The organism is Thioalkalivibrio sp. HK1 (genome assembly GCA_000583135.1).
Lineage (GTDB): Bacteria > Pseudomonadota > Gammaproteobacteria > HK1 > HK1 > HK1.
Genome location: JFBG01000087.1, coordinates 14,371 through 29,775, shown reverse-complemented (window position 1 = coordinate 29,775; position 15,405 = coordinate 14,371). Strand labels below are relative to the sequence as shown.

The 15,405-nt window shown below is 59.4% G+C and carries 15 protein-coding genes; 3 read left to right on the top strand and 12 right to left on the bottom strand.

All coding sequences use genetic code 11. The features are described 5' to 3' along the window. From BF99_RS22265 to alr, 8 genes are all read right to left on the bottom strand, one after another. A partial coding sequence (locus BF99_RS22265) for an ankyrin repeat domain-containing protein (RefSeq protein ID WP_197019226.1) occupies window positions 1–1,249 on the bottom strand: 1,249 nt, incomplete at its 3' end. Between the two features lie 211 nt (window positions 1,250–1,460). Then, on the bottom strand, window positions 1,461–1,793 hold the full coding sequence (locus BF99_RS21510; protein WP_306700033.1) for an ankyrin repeat domain-containing protein: 333 nt from the start codon (window positions 1,791–1,793) through the stop codon (window positions 1,461–1,463). A gap of 6 nt (window positions 1,794–1,799) precedes the next feature. Continuing rightward, complete coding sequence (locus tag BF99_RS0118770; RefSeq protein ID WP_038099039.1) at window positions 1,800–2,594, bottom strand: ankyrin repeat domain-containing protein; 795 nt, start codon at window positions 2,592–2,594, stop codon at window positions 1,800–1,802. 2 nt (window positions 2,595–2,596) lie between these two features. Continuing rightward, window positions 2,597–2,866: an ankyrin repeat domain-containing protein gene (locus BF99_RS0118765; protein ID WP_025772384.1), complete on the bottom strand. Its 270-nt coding sequence runs from the start codon at window positions 2,864–2,866 to the stop codon at window positions 2,597–2,599. Beyond that, entirely contained in the window at window positions 2,863–4,776 is a 1,914-nt protein-coding gene (locus BF99_RS22260) for a hypothetical protein (protein ID WP_156013483.1), read from the bottom strand. The genes BF99_RS0118765 and BF99_RS22260 overlap by 4 nt, the downstream gene beginning before the upstream one ends. Window positions 4,777–5,044: 268 nt before the next feature. Further along, window positions 5,045–5,464 carry a hypothetical protein gene (locus tag BF99_RS0118750; protein WP_156013481.1) on the bottom strand — a complete coding sequence of 140 codons (420 nt, stop codon included), beginning with the start codon at window positions 5,462–5,464 and terminating at the stop codon, window positions 5,045–5,047. 297 nt (window positions 5,465–5,761) lie between these two features. Beyond that, window positions 5,762–6,073 (bottom strand): putative signal transducing protein, encoded by a 312-nt coding sequence (locus BF99_RS0118745; RefSeq protein WP_051482987.1) that lies wholly within the window; start codon window positions 6,071–6,073, stop codon window positions 5,762–5,764. Next, window positions 6,070–7,311, bottom strand: coding sequence for an alanine racemase (gene alr / locus BF99_RS0118740; protein WP_025772377.1), 1,242 nt, complete (start codon window positions 7,309–7,311; stop codon window positions 6,070–6,072). Before alr ends, BF99_RS0118745 begins: the two co-directional genes overlap by 4 nt. Window positions 7,312–7,439: 128 nt before the next feature. Here alr and BF99_RS0118730 point away from each other — a divergent pair, with 128 nt between their 5' ends. Continuing rightward, window positions 7,440–8,351: a D-amino-acid transaminase gene (locus tag BF99_RS0118730; RefSeq protein ID WP_025772375.1), complete on the top strand. Its 912-nt coding sequence runs from the start codon at window positions 7,440–7,442 to the stop codon at window positions 8,349–8,351. 107 nt (window positions 8,352–8,458) lie between these two features. Here BF99_RS0118730 and BF99_RS0118720 read toward each other — a convergent pair whose 3' ends face one another. The 4 genes from BF99_RS0118720 to BF99_RS0118700 all read right to left on the bottom strand — a co-directional run bounded on the left by BF99_RS0118720 (window position 8,459) and on the right by BF99_RS0118700 (window position 12,309). Then, complete coding sequence (locus BF99_RS0118720) at window positions 8,459–8,737, bottom strand: oxidative damage protection protein (RefSeq protein ID WP_025772374.1); 279 nt, start codon at window positions 8,735–8,737, stop codon at window positions 8,459–8,461. 304 nt (window positions 8,738–9,041) lie between these two features. Then, complete coding sequence (mutY, locus tag BF99_RS0118710; protein ID WP_038099051.1) at window positions 9,042–10,088, bottom strand: A/G-specific adenine glycosylase; 1,047 nt, start codon at window positions 10,086–10,088, stop codon at window positions 9,042–9,044. 123 nt (window positions 10,089–10,211) lie between these two features. After that, window positions 10,212–11,678: an argininosuccinate lyase gene (argH, locus tag BF99_RS0118705; protein ID WP_025772370.1), complete on the bottom strand. Its 1,467-nt coding sequence runs from the start codon at window positions 11,676–11,678 to the stop codon at window positions 10,212–10,214. A gap of 109 nt (window positions 11,679–11,787) precedes the next feature. Next, window positions 11,788–12,309: a hypothetical protein gene (locus BF99_RS0118700; protein ID WP_025772368.1), complete on the bottom strand. Its 522-nt coding sequence runs from the start codon at window positions 12,307–12,309 to the stop codon at window positions 11,788–11,790. Window positions 12,310–12,637: 328 nt separating this feature from the next. On the opposite strand from BF99_RS0118700, the gene BF99_RS0118685 reads away from it, so the two are divergent. Together BF99_RS0118685 and BF99_RS0118680 are read left to right on the top strand one after the other, a co-directional pair. Next, complete coding sequence (locus BF99_RS0118685) at window positions 12,638–13,171, top strand: chemotaxis protein CheW (RefSeq protein ID WP_197019225.1); 534 nt, start codon at window positions 12,638–12,640, stop codon at window positions 13,169–13,171. Next, complete coding sequence (locus tag BF99_RS0118680; protein WP_025772362.1) at window positions 13,168–15,405, top strand: hypothetical protein; 2,238 nt, start codon at window positions 13,168–13,170, stop codon at window positions 15,403–15,405. The genes BF99_RS0118685 and BF99_RS0118680 overlap by 4 nt, the downstream gene beginning before the upstream one ends.

Here is a 15,405-nt window from a genome sequence, read left to right as displayed (position 1 = left end):
ACGCGGCAGCATGCATAGGAGTCCACTCGGCCTCGTCCTTCGCGTTCGGGTCTTCACCAGCCTTAACCAACACACGAATTTTATTGATATCACCTTCCCGCGCAGCGGCATATAAGTTCTCGGTGCGCGTCCACCAATTTATGTTCCATGATGCACCCGGGTCTGCACCAGCATCAACCAACGCATCAACCGCATCGGTGTGACCGTTCCACGCGGCATAGCGCAGGGGCGTCGACTCTTGATTGTCACTTGCATCCGGATCTGCATCGGCATTGACCAGTGCACCAATCACACCGGTGTGACCGCTCTTCGCGGCATAGTGCATGGGAGTCCACCCATCTTCGGTCTTCGCATTCAGGTCGGCACCGGATTTGATCAGTGATTTGACCACGGCGACGTGACCGTTCTTCGCAGACTCGTGCAAAGGGGTATCTCCATCGTCGTCCTTCGTGTTCGGGTCTGCGCCAGCTTTGACCAGCGCACCAACCGCATCGGTATGACCGTTCCACGCGGCAGCGTGCATGGGGGTGTGCCCGTTCTCAGTCTTCGCGTTCGGGTCTGCACCAGCCTCGACCAATGCACCAATCGCATCGACGTGACCATTCATCGCGGCAGAATGCATGGGTGTCCACCCATTCTCTTTTTTCGCATTCGGGTCTGCGCCTGCCTCGACCAATGCACCAATCGCATCGCGGTGACCTTCCAGCGCGGCGAGGTGCATGGGCGTCCACCCATTCTCTCTTTTCGCGTTCGGGTCTGCACCAGCCTCGACCAATGCACCAATCGCATCGACGTGACCATTCATCGCGGCAGAATGCATGGGCGTCCACCCATTCTCTTTTTTCGTATTCGGGTCTGCGCCTGCCTCGACCAATGCACCAATCGCATCGCGGTGACCTTCCTGCGCAGCAGAGTGCATGGGCGTCCATCCATCATCGGCCTTCGCCCTCGGGTCTGAACCAACCTCAACCAACGCACTAATCGCAGCGGTGTGTCCGTTATTCGCGGCAGAGTGCAGAGGCGTCCTCCCATCATCGGCCTTCGCGTTCGGGTCTGCACCAGCATCGACCAACGCACCAACCACAGCGGGGTGACCGTCCTGCGCAGCGAGGTGCATAGGCGTCGCCCCTTCATCAGTCTTCACATTCGGGTCTGCGCCATGCTTGATCAGCGTATGGATCGAGGTGATGTCCCCGTCCATTACGGCCTGATGCAAAGGTGTCCACCCGCTTTCGTTTTCTGGGTTCATCGCTCACTCTCGTCTTGGTTGGGATGGGGCATGGGTGTTTCCGGGAGGGTGGGGTATTGAAATCGTTTTGTTTACAGTTTCATGGCGAGGTTTTTGTATCGGGGTCGTCAGGTTAGTCATCCGGGCTCTTCGTTGTCCGATCATGGGATTGGTGAGGATTTGGGCGATGCGTTTTCGATCGAAGTGCAATAGCCACTTTTTCGATGGCGAGTCAGGAATCGTTCGATGCGGTGGCGCCGGCTTCGATGAGGGTCTCGGCTGCGGCGGGGTGATTGCTCTGCTTGGCCAAGTCCAAGGGGGTATCTCCGTCATTGTCTTTTGCGTTCGGGTCGGCGCCTAGTTTGATCAAGGTTTCTATCGCTGCGGTTTGTCCTTTGTCGGCGGCGAAGTGCAAGGGGGTCCAGTCGTATTCGTCTTTGGCTTCGAGGTCGGCGCCGGTGGCGGTCAGGATCTCGATCGCATCGACTCGTCCTTGATCTGCAGCGGCGTGCAAGGGGGTTTGGCCGTCTTCGTCTCTTGCGTTCGGATCGGCTCCTGCCTTGATCAGGGTTTATATCGAGGCGGGTTGTCCTTCGTCGGCGGCGGCGTGCATGGGGGTCCAGCCGCTTTCGGTGGCTTTTGCATTGGGGTCGGCGCCGACTGCGATCAGGGCCTCGACCACTGCGATCTGTCCTTCTTGGGCGGCGACGTGCAAGGGTGTCCAGCCATCTTTGGCCTTTGCGTTGGGGTCGGCGCCGATTTTGATCAATGCCTCGATGGTGGCGGTTTGCCCCTCTCGGGCGATGTAGTGCAAGGGTGTTCCCACTTCGTCGTCCTCGACGCTCGGATCGGCGCCGACCCGGCCCAGCGCTTCCACCACGGCGACGTGTCCTTCGGCGGAGGCGGTGTGCAAGGGTGTCCATCCGCCCTCTTCTTTGGCGTTCGGATCCGCACCGGCTTTGACCAACGCATCGATCGCCTTGGCGTGTTCTCCATGCACGAGGGTATGCAAAGGCGTTTGTCCGTCTTCTTTTTTCGAGTTCGGATCCGCGCCGGCCTTGAGCAGAAGATCGATCGTTTCGCTCTGTCCGAGCAGCGCGGCCTCGTGGAGGGGGGTGCTGCCATCTTCTTGCGTCGCATTCGGATCGGCGCCGGCCTCGAGCAGCGTTCGCATCTCGGTGACGGAACCTTGCCATGCGGCATCGTGCAAGGACATCGATCGATCCGTCTCTTTGGCATTCGATTCCGCACCGGCTTTGATCAGCGTTTGCGCCGCGCCGACGCAGCCTTCCTGGGCGGCGAAGGCCAAGGGGGTATGGCCCTCTTCATCCATCGCATTCGGATCCGCACCACGCTTGATCAGCATCTTCACCGCCGCGACTGCCCGCCGAGGGCGGCGAGATGCAAGTGGGTCTCCTTTCGATCGTTGCGTCTATTCGGGTCGGCGCCATGCTTGACCAATGATTTGATGATCAAGATATGCCCTTCCAGTGCCGCGATGTGCAAGGGGGTCCACCCGTCGTTGCCTTTAGAATTCGGGTCGAACCCGGACTTGATCAGCCTGTCGACCGTGGCCCCGTCGCCGTTCCATGAAGCGCTATGCAAGGGTGCCCCATCGCTCTCATCGTTCGTGTTCATCGTTCGTCCAAGTCGGGATATGCCATGGATTTATCCGGGCAGGGCAAGCGATTGATGATGCTTTGCATCGAATGCCGGCCTCGGGCGGTGTATCGGTCAATCAGCGCTCGCTCCTGTTCGTTCGGTTCGAAGGGCTCGCCGTGTTCGCCGATGAGGGTATCGATATCGCCGGCGATTCGGGCGATCCGTTCTTGGTCGCTATAAGGCAATCGATTGCGGTAGCGATTTGCGATGCGCATGATATCGATGCCGGGTTTGCGCAAAGAGGTGTTGTGGCGGGGCGGGTCGGTATAGGGTAGATCGATGCCATAGCGCTGCATGAAGGTCTTGACGGTATCTTCGGACCAGTGGAAGGCTTGCACGCTACCGCTTCCGAAAAGAGTCTCGGCCTCGAAATAAAAACCCAAGTAGTCCAAGTGCAGGCGGAACCATTCATCGTTCATCGCCTCTTCGAATGAGATATCGCGGCCGTAGACCTTGGCTTGCGGGGCATCGATATCCGGGGGGACGGGGTTTTTGAGGTATTGCATATATAAAGAGGCGGCGAAGGATTCTGGCTCCCTGAACCAAACGCATAACTCGACATCGAAGATCGAGGCGAGGGCGCGCAAGCGGGACTTCGCTCGGGGCGAAAAATCGCGCCAATGATTGTAAAGACCTTCGGTGGTGAAGATGATGCTATGGATATGATCCGGCATCTGCGCCAATGACGCTTCGCAATATTCGATAAAGGCGGGTTCGTCCTCGTGCATCGAAAGTGCGACGAGCCGCTGATGCTTCGGCTCGCCGTTTTCGGAAGGCGGGGGATACCAAAATCCTTGCGCCGCCAAATCATCTTTATGATCCGCCAAATACCATTGCAAGGAGGATGTGCCCGTTTTCGGGGTGCCGGCATGCAAGATCAATCGCCTTGGTCCGTTTTTCCCTCGGGCATGGGTTTTGAAGGATTCGCAAAAAATATCGGATGAGTCGGGCACCGCTTCGATCGATTTGGATGCCAGATATTTTTTATAGATCGCATAAGCATCGAGATCGTCACTCGGGGCGAAAAGGGTGTTGGCTTGTTGTATGGCGGTATCGAAAACGCCGCCGTCATCGGAAAAAATCGGGGCGATCAATCCGAAATCATCGAGGCGATCGTGATAGTGCAAAACCCGAATCGGGCGATCGGGGTTGAAACTGCGCGGGGGATGAGGGATATGGCAGGGAAAGTTATCGTGGGCATCCAAATGGCGATAGGGTAGCGAGTCGCTGACAAGAGTCATCGCAAGGGATATCTGATCGATATGTTTGCGGTAGTTCGGGTATTCGGCGAAGAGTTCGGGGCGGTTGAAAAGAAATTCGGCCCAACCTTTCCAAGTGCGATTGACTCGATCCATAAGAGCGAAAGGGATATATAGAAAACCGCCGTTGAAGTTGGTATCGAAAGTCGGCTGCGCATTCGTATCGCAGGCGATGATGGCGGGCGGATCGATCTTGGCGCTTTGGAAGATGGATTGAAGGCATGCCAAGGGAGGGTTGGGGGCGTCTACCGGTTTGCCCCATATCACCTCGGGATCGGGCACTTGCAAAGGGCTTAGCACCGCCAGATCGAGATCGAGGAGAAAAACGCCTTTCAAGCCCTCGTCGATGGCTTTTTTTTGCACCTCGGGATGCAAGAAATAATCGAGCTGCATCAATTTATTGCAATAGGTGCCATCGAGATAAGGGGCGATGACCCGAACCTTGCAGCCGTGGTTCTGCAAACGAAGACGCAAGCCCTCATCCACGCGCTGCGTGCAATGCACGACGATCCTCGATCGAGGAATCGCTCCTTTTCGCTCCAAGCAAAGCAACAGGTTCTGCGCTTGCAAGGGGTAGTGCCCGATATCGTCCAGAACCATCGAGCAATGAAAAGGGGGGGTGGTCATCGATATCGATCGGGGGATGATTGGGGAAAAGGGGATGCGCTCGGGTTGCAAGGTGATCGAAGGTGATCGAACGTGATCGATCGCCGGATGGTTATCGACGAAAGGCTCGCCGGCAAGGCGGCAATTCATCCATCTTCGATCGTCTACGGATTAGTGTGCCAAGGATAAGGGATCGAGGCTTTGGAGATCGAGAGTTTCGGGGATATCGAGAAATCCTTGCGGGCGAAATCCGGCTCTTTTTGGCCGATGGGGCTCATCGTCGTTCGAATCATCCCGGCGAATTATCGATCATCTTCGTCGAGCGTCGGGCTCGGCGTTTGGATAGAAAGAGCGATATCGAGAAGATCGCCCACGCCGGGAGGCTGAGCAGCAGCGAGATCAGGGTCATTCCCGGCAGACCCAAAAGCCCGCCGACGACGATGCCGACAAGGCTCAATGGGGCGAGGAGGACAAAGGAGAGGATCGCCGTCTTGCGAAAGCCGTGCCGCCAAAGGCAGGCGCATGCCAATGCCAAGGGCAGGCCGAAGGGGGCGGGGGCGATGGTGGACAGGATCATCTCGCCGATCATCGGCTGCCCGAAGAACTCGGGGCCGAAGCGAACGAGGCTTTGCAGGATCAAGGCGATCGGCAGCCACAACAATGCACCTGCAAGAAAAAGGGCGATGCGGATCGGTCGATCGATGTGCATGAAAAACTCTCGATGGTCGGGTCGGCGAAATAAGCGATTCCAAGGGATCGGGTCGATATCGCCGCTTGGCTTTGCGCTTTTGACAACGACTCGGTGATCCGGGGAGGTTTTCTCGATCGCTGCCCGAGGGCATGAGAGACCGAGAGCGTGATAGCGGGGCTTGGTTTGAAAAGGGGCAATATCGAGCAAGGCGGGGCTACGAAGCGAAGGTGATCTTTTGCGGTCTTCTTCGGGATATTCTTCGATAAGGGATGTTCGTTCGCCGAAGCCGGATCTTTGGAAAACGACGAATCATCCTCAAGACTCGTCGGCGGCGCAGTGCCAGCAATCGGTGAACTGCCCTTCGATCCTTCGAGAGCACTTCGGGCATCGCCAATCCGGGGCGGAAGGCGGGGATGCCACGATGGTCTCGATCAGGGACAGCGCGCGCTCGGCATCTCGCTCGTCGACGACCCAGATTTCCGGCCAGGTCTCGTTGACCGGCAACTCCCCGGCGGCTCCGGCGAGAAAATCGTTGCGAACGATGAAACCGATCGCATGTTCTTCGAGCATCGATCGGACATATCCGAGCATCGCAAGGTTGTCGCTTGCATAGACTTTGCGCATCATCGGGCTTTTTCGAACGATGCCGGACGATCCGGCGCTTGGATATAGATGCGCTCGACTCTCGGACCGATTCCGGTGAGAATCTCGTACGGGATCGTCCCCGCCCGCTGCGCCACTTCGGTGATCGAGGGATCGGTGCCGAACAACTCCACCCACGCTCCGGGGCGCACCGACGATTCGGGGAGGTGAGTCAAATCGATGGTGGTCATATCCATCGATACCGTCCCGAAAAACGGGGCGCGATGGCCATCGATCGACGCTTCGGCCGCTCCTCGGGGTCCGTAGAGGGAGCGCGGGATGCCGTCGGCATATCCGGCGAGCACGACTCCGACTCGGCGAGGGCCATGGCAACGAGCCTTGCCGCCGTAGCCGATGCGCTCCCCGGCGGCGAGTTCGCGCACCTGCCCCAACCGCGCTTGGAGCGTCGCCACCGGCCGCATCCTCGAAGAGGGTGCCTGTGAATCATGAGGGGCGAGATCGTGCGGATCATGACCATAAAGAGCGATGCCGGGACGAAGGAGATCGAAATGATACTCCGACCCGAGAAAGCCCCCGGCGGAGTTGGCGAGGCTCGTTCGGATCCCGGGGAAATCCCGCAAGATGGCGCAAAAGCGTCGTCTTTGCTCGTCATTGGCGGGATCGGCCGGGTCATCGGCGCAAGCAAGATGGCTCATCAACAAGACGATATCCAAACGGGCCAGTCTCGATCGGTCTTGCAAGAGGCGTTCCAAGTCTTTGGGCGCAAGGCCCAGCCGATTGATCCCGGTCTCGACATGCAAGGCCGCCGGAGCCTTCGCAGGTCTTGTGCTCTCGATCCATCGATCGATCCCTGCAAGGTCGAACAGACAGGGGATCAATCGAAAGCGTCGCATCGCTTCGATCTCCGAAGCCGGATCCGGGGTTGCGGCAGGGGCATCGGTCGCACCGCCGAGACTATCCATATCCCCAAGACCGAAGGTCGGGATCAGGACGAAGATTTCGGAATCGTCTCCCAAGACCTGCCGAAGGGCGATCCCTTCATGGGAAAATGCGGTGAAAAAGGTGCGGCAGCCGGCGGAAAAAAGGGCGCGGGCCACCGCCGGCATACCCAAACCGTAGGCATCGGCCTTGACCACGGCCGCAACCTCCGATGGACCGGATCCACCCTCGGCCAAGGTGCGGATCGTGCGATAGTTTTCGCCAAGCGCGGCGAGATCGACGATCAGCCTGGCCGGGGACGAGCTCCCCGAGGGGAATTTCATCGATTTCGATCCTCGTCGAAACAGCCTTTGAGACCATCCGCCATCGGCGAAAAGTGCACTATGAACGGCATGGAGGATCCGCTTCTCGCTTCCATCTCGCCCCGCTCTTTCGGATAAGGAAAACGCTCATGTCCAACGCCATCCCCCCCGGAATCACCTATGTCAACGATCGTTTTCTCGAGGCCTCCGAAGCCACGGTTTCGATCTTCGATCGCGGATTTCTCTTCGCCGATGCCATCTACGAAGTCTCCTCGGTTCTCGAAGGGGGTTTGGTGGACAACCCGGCCCATCTCGCCCGATTGCAACGCTCTTTGGGGGAGGTCGACCTGCCCTTGCCCTTGGCGCCGGAGAAGATCACGGGCTTGCAAAGGGAGTTGATCGAACGCAACCGACTGCACGAGGGCTTGGTCTACCTGCAAATCACCCGGGGGCCGGCGAATCGCGATTTCGCCTTTCCCTCGTCGCCGCAACCCACGCTGGTGATGTTCGTGCAGCACAAGAAGATCGTCGACAACCCGGCGGCGAAGAGCGGGATCTCGATCATCACCTCCCCCGACCTTCGTTGGGCGAGATGCGATATCAAATCGGTCTCGCTGCTGGCGGCGTCGATGGCCAAGCAAGCGGCGCTCGATGCCGGAGCCGACGATACCTGGATGGTCGAAAACGATCGCATCACCGAGGGCAGTTCGAATAACGCTTGGATCGTCGGATCCGAAGGCAACTTGATCACCCGTCATCTGGGATCGGAGATCCTGCCGGGGATCACCCGTAGCGTGGTGCTGCGCCTGGCGCAAGAAGAGGGGCTCGAAGTCGAAGAGCGGGCTTTCACCGTCGCCGAGGCGAAATCGGCGGCCGAAGCCTTCTCGACCAGCGCGGCGAGTTTCGTGGTACCCGTGGTGCGTATCGACGATAGGGTCATCGGCGACGGCAAGCCGGGGCCGCTCACCCGAGAGATCCGAAAAAGGTACATAAAAAGCGCGATGGAAAGCGCCCGTTCGGATATCGACGAAGCCCGCTCGAACTCCCAAGAATCTCGATAAGCGCCTTTGAAAACGAACGATCAAGGCTCAAAAATACCGAAAAAACCCTTCGGCATCGAGGCCTCGTTCGAAGCGATGCCCGCAATCGCATCCTCGAGCCGGATCGCTCAATCGGATCCCGGCGGGGGCACGAAACCGGAAGGGGCTTTTGCGCCTCCTTCGAAGAAGAACTTTTCCAGTTCGCCTTCAAGAAAACGCCTGGCTTCGGGGTCGGTCACTTTGAGACGATTTTCGTTGATCAGCATCGTCTGGTGAGCGAGCCACTGCTGCCACGCCGCTTTCGAGACGCTCTCGAATACCCGTTTGCCGATATCACCGGGCAGCGGCGGGAAGTCGAGCCCCTCCTCTTCCCGGCCGAGTTTGATGCACTGGATCATCCGCGCCATTTCGACAAAGACCTCCTTTTTCAAGGGCTTATCCGTTATTCGACATTCGACTTGGGATCAAACGATTGGGTGCCAAAGACACCCGCTACCCGCTTTTCGTTCTCTTCGAAGAGCCTCCCGAAGATCAAGGCGATCGATTCGAAGGCTTGGGAAAGCACTCGACCCAAGAATAACCGCGCCGCGATCGATGGGTGAGGATAAGACAAGGAGTGATCTCTTCGGGCTTCATGATCCACAGCGATGCAAGGGGGAAAACGAATGGTCTCGCCCCCACCCCCGCCGGCGGGATCGGAGAAGCCGGTTTTCAGCCCATCACCTCGTCGATCAAACGCCTGATCGGGGCCGGAAGGCCGATATCCTCGGCCGATGCCTTGGCATACCAGCGTCGCTCGTTCGAATCGGCGACCCGATCGATCGAATCGCTCGCCACTTCCATCACTATCGGTGTTATTTCGAGTCGAAAATGGGTAAAAGTGCTCACCCGCTTGGCAAGCGCGCGTTTGGATTTCAAACGCAAACCCAAACGCTCTTGGCATATCGAAGCGGGGTCATCGTCGATTTTGCACTCCAAAAAGCACCAAAGGCCGCCCCAAATACCGATGGGCGGACGCCGCTCCAACAGGAACGCCCCTTGCGATGAGCGTAAAACGAGAAAGACCGTGCGCCTTAGGGGCAAGGTGCGCTTAGGTCTCGGGGTGGGCAGATCGGATACCAGACCTCGGCGGCGGGCGATGCAATCCTCGGTCAGCGGACACTTCGTGCATTTCGGATGGGATCGCACGCAAAGGGTCGCCCCGAGATCCATGATCGCTTGGGTATAGGCGGCAACCCGACGATGGGGGGTGTGCCGCTCGGCCAGATCCCAAAGGGTGCGAGCGATCGCAGATTGCCCGGGCCAACCTGCGATCCCGTGATAGCGGCAAAGAACGCGTTTTACATTGCCATCCAGGATCGGGTGTCGATCGCCGTGGGCAAGGGCGAGGATCGCTCCGGCGGTCGAGGGTCCGATACCGGGCAAGCCAAGCAAGGATTCGAAGGAACGCGGAATCGTTCCCGCATGGCGATCGCGCACCGATATCGCCGCGCGATGAAGGTTGCGCGCCCTCGAGTAATAGCCGAGCCCGGCCCACTCGCCGAGGATATCGTCCGGCGGGGCATCGGCCAGCGCTCGCACATCGGGAAAGCGGGCCATGAAGCGATCGAAATAGCCGCGCACGACGCTCACTTGGGTCTGCTGCAGCATGATCTCCGATACCCACACCCGCCAAGGTGTCGGATCGCGCTGCCATGGCAGATCCCGGCGCCCGTGGCGGGCGTACCATGCAAGCAGTCTTTTAGAAAAATCCGACATCGGGGGAGGCAAAGCGTATGGCCTTCTATCTTCTGTGGACCTCGAAGATGGGGCTTAGGGGGTTTGCGCTCCTACCAAGTTGAGCGATGCGCCCGCAAATGAAGCACGCAAAAAAAGGAATGTTCAGCGAAGCCGTCGACGCGCCCGCGCGATCGCGGATCGCACTTGGCCGGGGGCGGTACCGCCTACATGATCCCGGGCGGCGACCGAGCCCTCGAGGGTCAGCACATCGAGAACATCGCCCTCGATCATCGAAGAAAAAGCGCGAAGTTCGTCAAGACTCAGATCGGCGAGATCGCGCTCGCTCTCCACCGCAAGGCGCACCGCTTTCCCGGTAACCTCGTGGGCGTCCCGAAAAGGCATCCCCTTGCGCACCAGATAATCGGCGAGATCGGTGGCGGTGGTATGACCCTTCAAGGCCGCTTTTCGCATATTCGAACGACGGCATTCGAGGCTGCCGAGCATCGCCGCGAAAATCTCGAGGCTGTCGCGCAGCGTATCCACGCTATCGAAGATGGGCTCCTTATCCTCTTGATTGTCGCGGTTATAGGCCAAGGGCTGTCCCTTCATCAGCGTCAACAGGGTATTGAGATTGCCGATGAGGCGAGCGCTCTTGCCGCGAACGAGCTCCGGGATATCGGGGTTTTTCTTTTGCGGCATGATCGACGAGCCGGTGCACCAGGCATCGCCGAGGGAGACGAAATCGAAGGCGGGGGATATCCACATCACCAGCTCCTCGGACATCCGGGAGAGGTGCACCATGATCAAGGCTCCGGCAGCGGCGAATTCGATGGCGAAATCGCGATCGCTCACCGCATCGAGCGAGTTCTCGCAAACGACTTCGAATCCGAGCAGGCGGGCGCTGTATTCGCGATCGATGGTGTGGGGGGTGCCGGCCAAGGCGGCGGATCCCAAAGGCAGGCGATTGACGCGGCGGCGACAATCGACGAGTCGCTCTTGATCGCGGGCGAGCATTTCGAACCACGCCATGACATGGTGCCCGAAGGTGATCGGCTGCGCCGGTTGAAGATGGGTGAAGCCGGGGAGGATCGTTTGCGCCTCGCGCTCGGCGATATCGAGGATGACCTCCTGCAAGCGTCGGATCGCGGCGATGATCCCATCGATGGCCTCTCGCAGGAAAAGGCGGATATCGGTGGCGACCTGATCGTTGCGCGAGCGGGCGGTATGCAGCCGCTTCCCCGCCTCGCCGATCCGCTCGGTGAGGGCCGATTCGATATTCATGTGCACGTCTTCGAGCGTGCCTTTCCACTCGAAGCGACCGGCCTCGATCTCCTTCGATATCGCTTCGAGGCCGCCGATGATCGCCTCCTTGTCGGCAACGCTCAACACCCCGGTGGAAGCGAGCATCGTGGCATGGGCGATCGAGCCCTTGATATCGTGCTGCGCCAGCCTTCGATCGAAACTCACCGATTCGGTGAAGCGCTCCACCAAGGCATCCGCAGGCTCGGCGAAGCGTCCGGCCCAGAGCTTCGCCGATGGCAAGGATCCATCCGCTACCTTGCTTGCGGCGGCATCTTCGGTGGTTTCTTTCGAGCCTTGCGCGCCCTTTCGGGAGGGATCGTCATCCATCTTGCATCTCCTTCGATCTTTCTTCGGCTCTCGCTTTGGATGATCGGCGGCTCATCGGCATCGGGCTTGGATGCTTTGCCGATCGATGGGCTTCATCGTCCGACCGGCGTCAATGGCTTTTGCTATGGGTATGCGAACGGGTGTGAGCATGGGAACCATGGTCGCTCACCTGCTGATCGAACCAAGCATGCACCGCTTCGATCAAATCCGGGGTATGGGCCAAGTAGAGGATCTGCGCCCCGCCGTCGATCTCGCCGTAGACGATCGTCAGCCGATCCGCCCCCGTCATCAGCTCGTGCAGTCCGGCCATGTCTTCGCCATGGATCATGGCCGGGGAGTGAAAATCACCCGCCGAGAAACGCATCGATTCCTTGGATAGATGCTCTCGAATGAGTCGAACCTGAGCATCGTCCCCATCATCGGAAACGACCTGCTGCAACCCTCCGCCTTTTAGTTTTTCGAAGATATGGGTCGTGCGCTCCAGATCGAAGGGCATGACTTGCGCCCCTTTCTCGGCGACGATCGTTCGGCGATCCGTCGCCGCCGGACCACATGCCACCAAAGCGATCGATATCGGCAAGAAAAGGCAAAGGGCGAAGACCGATCTCGTGGCCGAAATGGATTTTTTCATCGGATTCCTCGGCGATGATCTCGGGGGTTCGGTCTATCGAAAACGGCGTCGAAAACGGCGCGGGATCGAGCGATATCTGGATAGGGCGAATATCGACCTATCCGGCCATTGATTATAATGCGCCGGTCGATCGGAACCCGATGGTGTCTTGAGGATGGTGTATCGAATCGCAAGGCATATCGGATCGAAACGATGCCCTTTGGCCCTCGGCCGCCTTTTGCCGGTCCGCGCTGAACCATTCGATACCGTCGGTTGCTTGAGGATTCGCTCGAAGTCCGCAGGCGTCCCGCCCTTTTTGCTGGCCCATCACCCTTTCGATATTCGATTCATGATCCACGATGACATCCCCGACCTCCTCGTTGCGAAGGTCGCCGATCAATGGATTGCCTTTCCCGCCCCGCGGATCGAGCGGATATTGCCCACCATCCCCCCTTTCGGCGAATTCCCCTCTTTTGCGACCTCGAAGACCGGATCGGCGCTTGCGCGCTGGATCTTGGGGCTTGCCGAGATTGACGGACGGGTGCTGACCCTCGTCGATCCCGCCGTCTTGCTCGGCAAGGGCGCTTATCTTGCGACCGATGAGCGAAAAGAGCCGCAAAAGACGCTCGTCGTCGATAGCGGGCCCTATCGATTCGGCTTGGTGGTGGATGAGGTGATCGGAATACGCAGCGATTGGACGGACGGGGGGAAGGCCGAGCGGAGCGTTGAAGAAGCCGACTCGTCGCCCGGCGAGGCGACGAGCGATTCGGATTTTGCGCGATCGAAGGGGATCGTCTCCATGGATATCCTTGTCGATTCGAAAAGGGCTTGGCTGATCGATATCGACATCCTTTGCTCCCTCACCCCTCGAGAAGCGGCATGATGCAAACGCCGGATCCCGGTTTGCGCGATCGACGCGCTCATTCCCTTTCGGAAAAGACCTCGGCGGGGATGAAGTCCGGGCAATATCCGAATATCACGCCGCCGGAGCCGATGGCACCGGGGGTGGGTGAAATCACCCGTCGCTTGGCAACGTGGTTCTGGCTGCCGATATCCCTTTTCGCCCTGACCTTGGGCGTCGGCTGGATCCACTACGAAAATCGGCTCTTGGATCAGCAAAACGACATCGATCATGCAGCTCGCAATGCGATGCTCGACGCCATCGCCGTGGATGTGCTCCAAGCGGATATCGGCGATGACGAGGGTCGGCGGCGAATCGCCGAGATGCTGCCGAGCATCGCAGATACCTCATTGCGTCCGCCGCCGGAGCGTGCCGATTGGAGGGCCCTTGCGGATGCCTTGCAAGCGTTCTCGAATATCGATCCTCCGGCCACTTCGACGACCGCCGACTTGGGTGAGCTGCAAACGATCGGGAGCCGGATGATCCGGCTATCGGATCGTTTCGTGGAGCGCTTGGGCGATGTGGGCGTGGCCGAGATCGACTTCAACAGGCTGATGTCGGATGCCGTGGGTCAGGCGAACCTCATACGCCGGATCATGGCCGGACTCCGAGCGATTGGGGATTCGAATATCGATGACAAAGAGATCGCCTCGCAGCGGATCCAAGGCGATTTCGCCGACTTCGGCAGTACCTTGGAGGCGATGCTCGAGGGTCGATCCGAAGCCGGGATCGAGCCGATCGGCAATCGGGAGCTGCGCGGGATTTTGAAAGACACCGCCGATCTCCACCGCACGATGAGGGATCCGATCCTTCGCATCGTCGGCAACGATGAATCCGAGCGGCGCCATGAAGCCTTGCGCCGCACCATCATCGATCGCATCGATGACTTACGCCGAATTCCGCCGCCGGCGGCGAAACTCCGCTTCGATCTGCCGGTACCCACGGATATCGCTTTCGCCGTGCTGGCCGCCCTGACCGTCATCGTCCTGCTGGCGATGGCGATGGGGCTGACCCGGCAAGGCGGAAGGATCAACGATATGGTGCGCCAAGGAGATCTCCTGGCCATCAGGAATACCGATACCTCGCGCAAAACTTTGGATACCCTCAAAGCCCGGGATCGGGATATCTCGCATATCAAAGGCTCTTTGGGCGAGGTGCGCAAGAAGATGGAATCCCTCGTGCAAGGCGATGGCATCGAAGTCGACGGCGTCGATGCCTCGGAGGTCGCACCCCTGATCCGATCGATCGGGGAATCGATCGATCATCTGGCGCAAAGAATGCACGCGCTGCAAGATACCTCCGGCGAACTTGCGGCCAAGGCCCGGTCGATACGGGAAAACACCGACTCGGCCCGGGATATCGGCGAAAGACACGGCCAATCGCTGCAAGAGGCCTCCGAGGCTTTTCGCTCCCTTTATCAAAACAGCGCGGCCATCGAATCCACCGCGGTGGAGGTCGCCCGCTCGATGGTCGAGGCGTTGGGCTCGATCGCCGGATCGGGAAAACATTTTCAACCATCGGCGGCGACCATGCGGGAGATCGTCGAGGAGGGCTCTTCGGATAAGGGTGCGCCCATCGATCCCATGGTATTGGCCGACGAGGGCATGCGCTCGCTGCGGGAGTTGGAATCGGAGCTGATGGAGGTGGCCGAGACCGGGCGCCTGCTGATGCTCAATCTCGCCCTTCGAAGGGGATCGGCAAACCCGGCAAACAACGAGGTCGGCGCTTTTATCACGGCTTCGGATAGCTCCGGTCGCTTGGGCGAGGATATCTCGGCGCTTTGCGAGCGGGCCCGCGACGCCGCCGCCATGGTCGCAGAGCATCGAGATACCCTGCTTCGGGCGATCGAAGGGGCGGTGGCCGCCGACGGCGAGCGGATCGAGGGCGATCGGGCGTCGCCGGAATATCTGCAAAAACTGCTGGCGCGGGCGGAGGCGATCTTGGCCGGAGCGAAAGAGCAAGCGCTGCGGCATCGCGCCAAGGTCGATGGCACGGAACGCTTGGTGGCCGGGGCCAAGGATATCGCCGATGAGGCGCAAGAGAAATCCGCCCTCGTTGCAACCGAGGTCGACTCCCTTGCCCTGCTTGCCGATGCGCTGGATCGCGATCTCACCGATCTGTCCAAGTCGAAGAAGTCGCCTGCGGACGAGCGAGCGTCATCGAAAAACGCTTCCTCCACCGCCGGCGGCTCGCATGACACTCCCGAACATGACTGA

Excerpts from the sequence above, each read along its gene's own strand:
- BF99_RS22260 (WP_156013483.1), bottom strand. The coding sequence starts at position 4,776 with ATGACCACCCCCCCTTTTCATTGCTCGATGGTTCTGGACGATATCGGG.
- BF99_RS0118730 (WP_025772375.1), top strand. The coding sequence starts at position 7,440 with ATGTCCAACGCCATCCCCCCCGGAATCACCTATGTCAACGATCGTTTT.
- BF99_RS0118770 (WP_038099039.1), bottom strand. The coding sequence starts at position 2,594 with ATGCTGATCAAGCGTGGTGCGGATCCGAATGCGATGGATGAAGAGGGC.
- argH (WP_025772370.1), bottom strand. The coding sequence starts at position 11,678 with ATGGATGACGATCCCTCCCGAAAGGGCGCGCAAGGCTCGAAAGAAACC.
- mutY (WP_038099051.1), bottom strand. The coding sequence starts at position 10,088 with ATGTCGGATTTTTCTAAAAGACTGCTTGCATGGTACGCCCGCCACGGG.
- BF99_RS0118700 (WP_025772368.1), bottom strand. The coding sequence starts at position 12,309 with ATGAAAAAATCCATTTCGGCCACGAGATCGGTCTTCGCCCTTTGCCTT.
- BF99_RS0118765 (WP_025772384.1), bottom strand. The coding sequence starts at position 2,866 with ATGAACACGAACGATGAGAGCGATGGGGCACCCTTGCATAGCGCTTCA.
- BF99_RS0118720 (WP_025772374.1), bottom strand. The coding sequence starts at position 8,737 with ATGGCGCGGATGATCCAGTGCATCAAACTCGGCCGGGAAGAGGAGGGG.
- BF99_RS0118680 (WP_025772362.1), top strand. The coding sequence starts at position 13,168 with ATGATGCAAACGCCGGATCCCGGTTTGCGCGATCGACGCGCTCATTCC.
- alr (WP_025772377.1), bottom strand. The coding sequence starts at position 7,311 with ATGAAATTCCCCTCGGGGAGCTCGTCCCCGGCCAGGCTGATCGTCGAT.
- BF99_RS0118745 (WP_051482987.1), bottom strand. The coding sequence starts at position 6,073 with ATGATGCGCAAAGTCTATGCAAGCGACAACCTTGCGATGCTCGGATAT.
- BF99_RS0118685 (WP_197019225.1), top strand. The coding sequence starts at position 12,638 with ATGATCCACGATGACATCCCCGACCTCCTCGTTGCGAAGGTCGCCGAT.
- BF99_RS0118750 (WP_156013481.1), bottom strand. The coding sequence starts at position 5,464 with ATGCACATCGATCGACCGATCCGCATCGCCCTTTTTCTTGCAGGTGCA.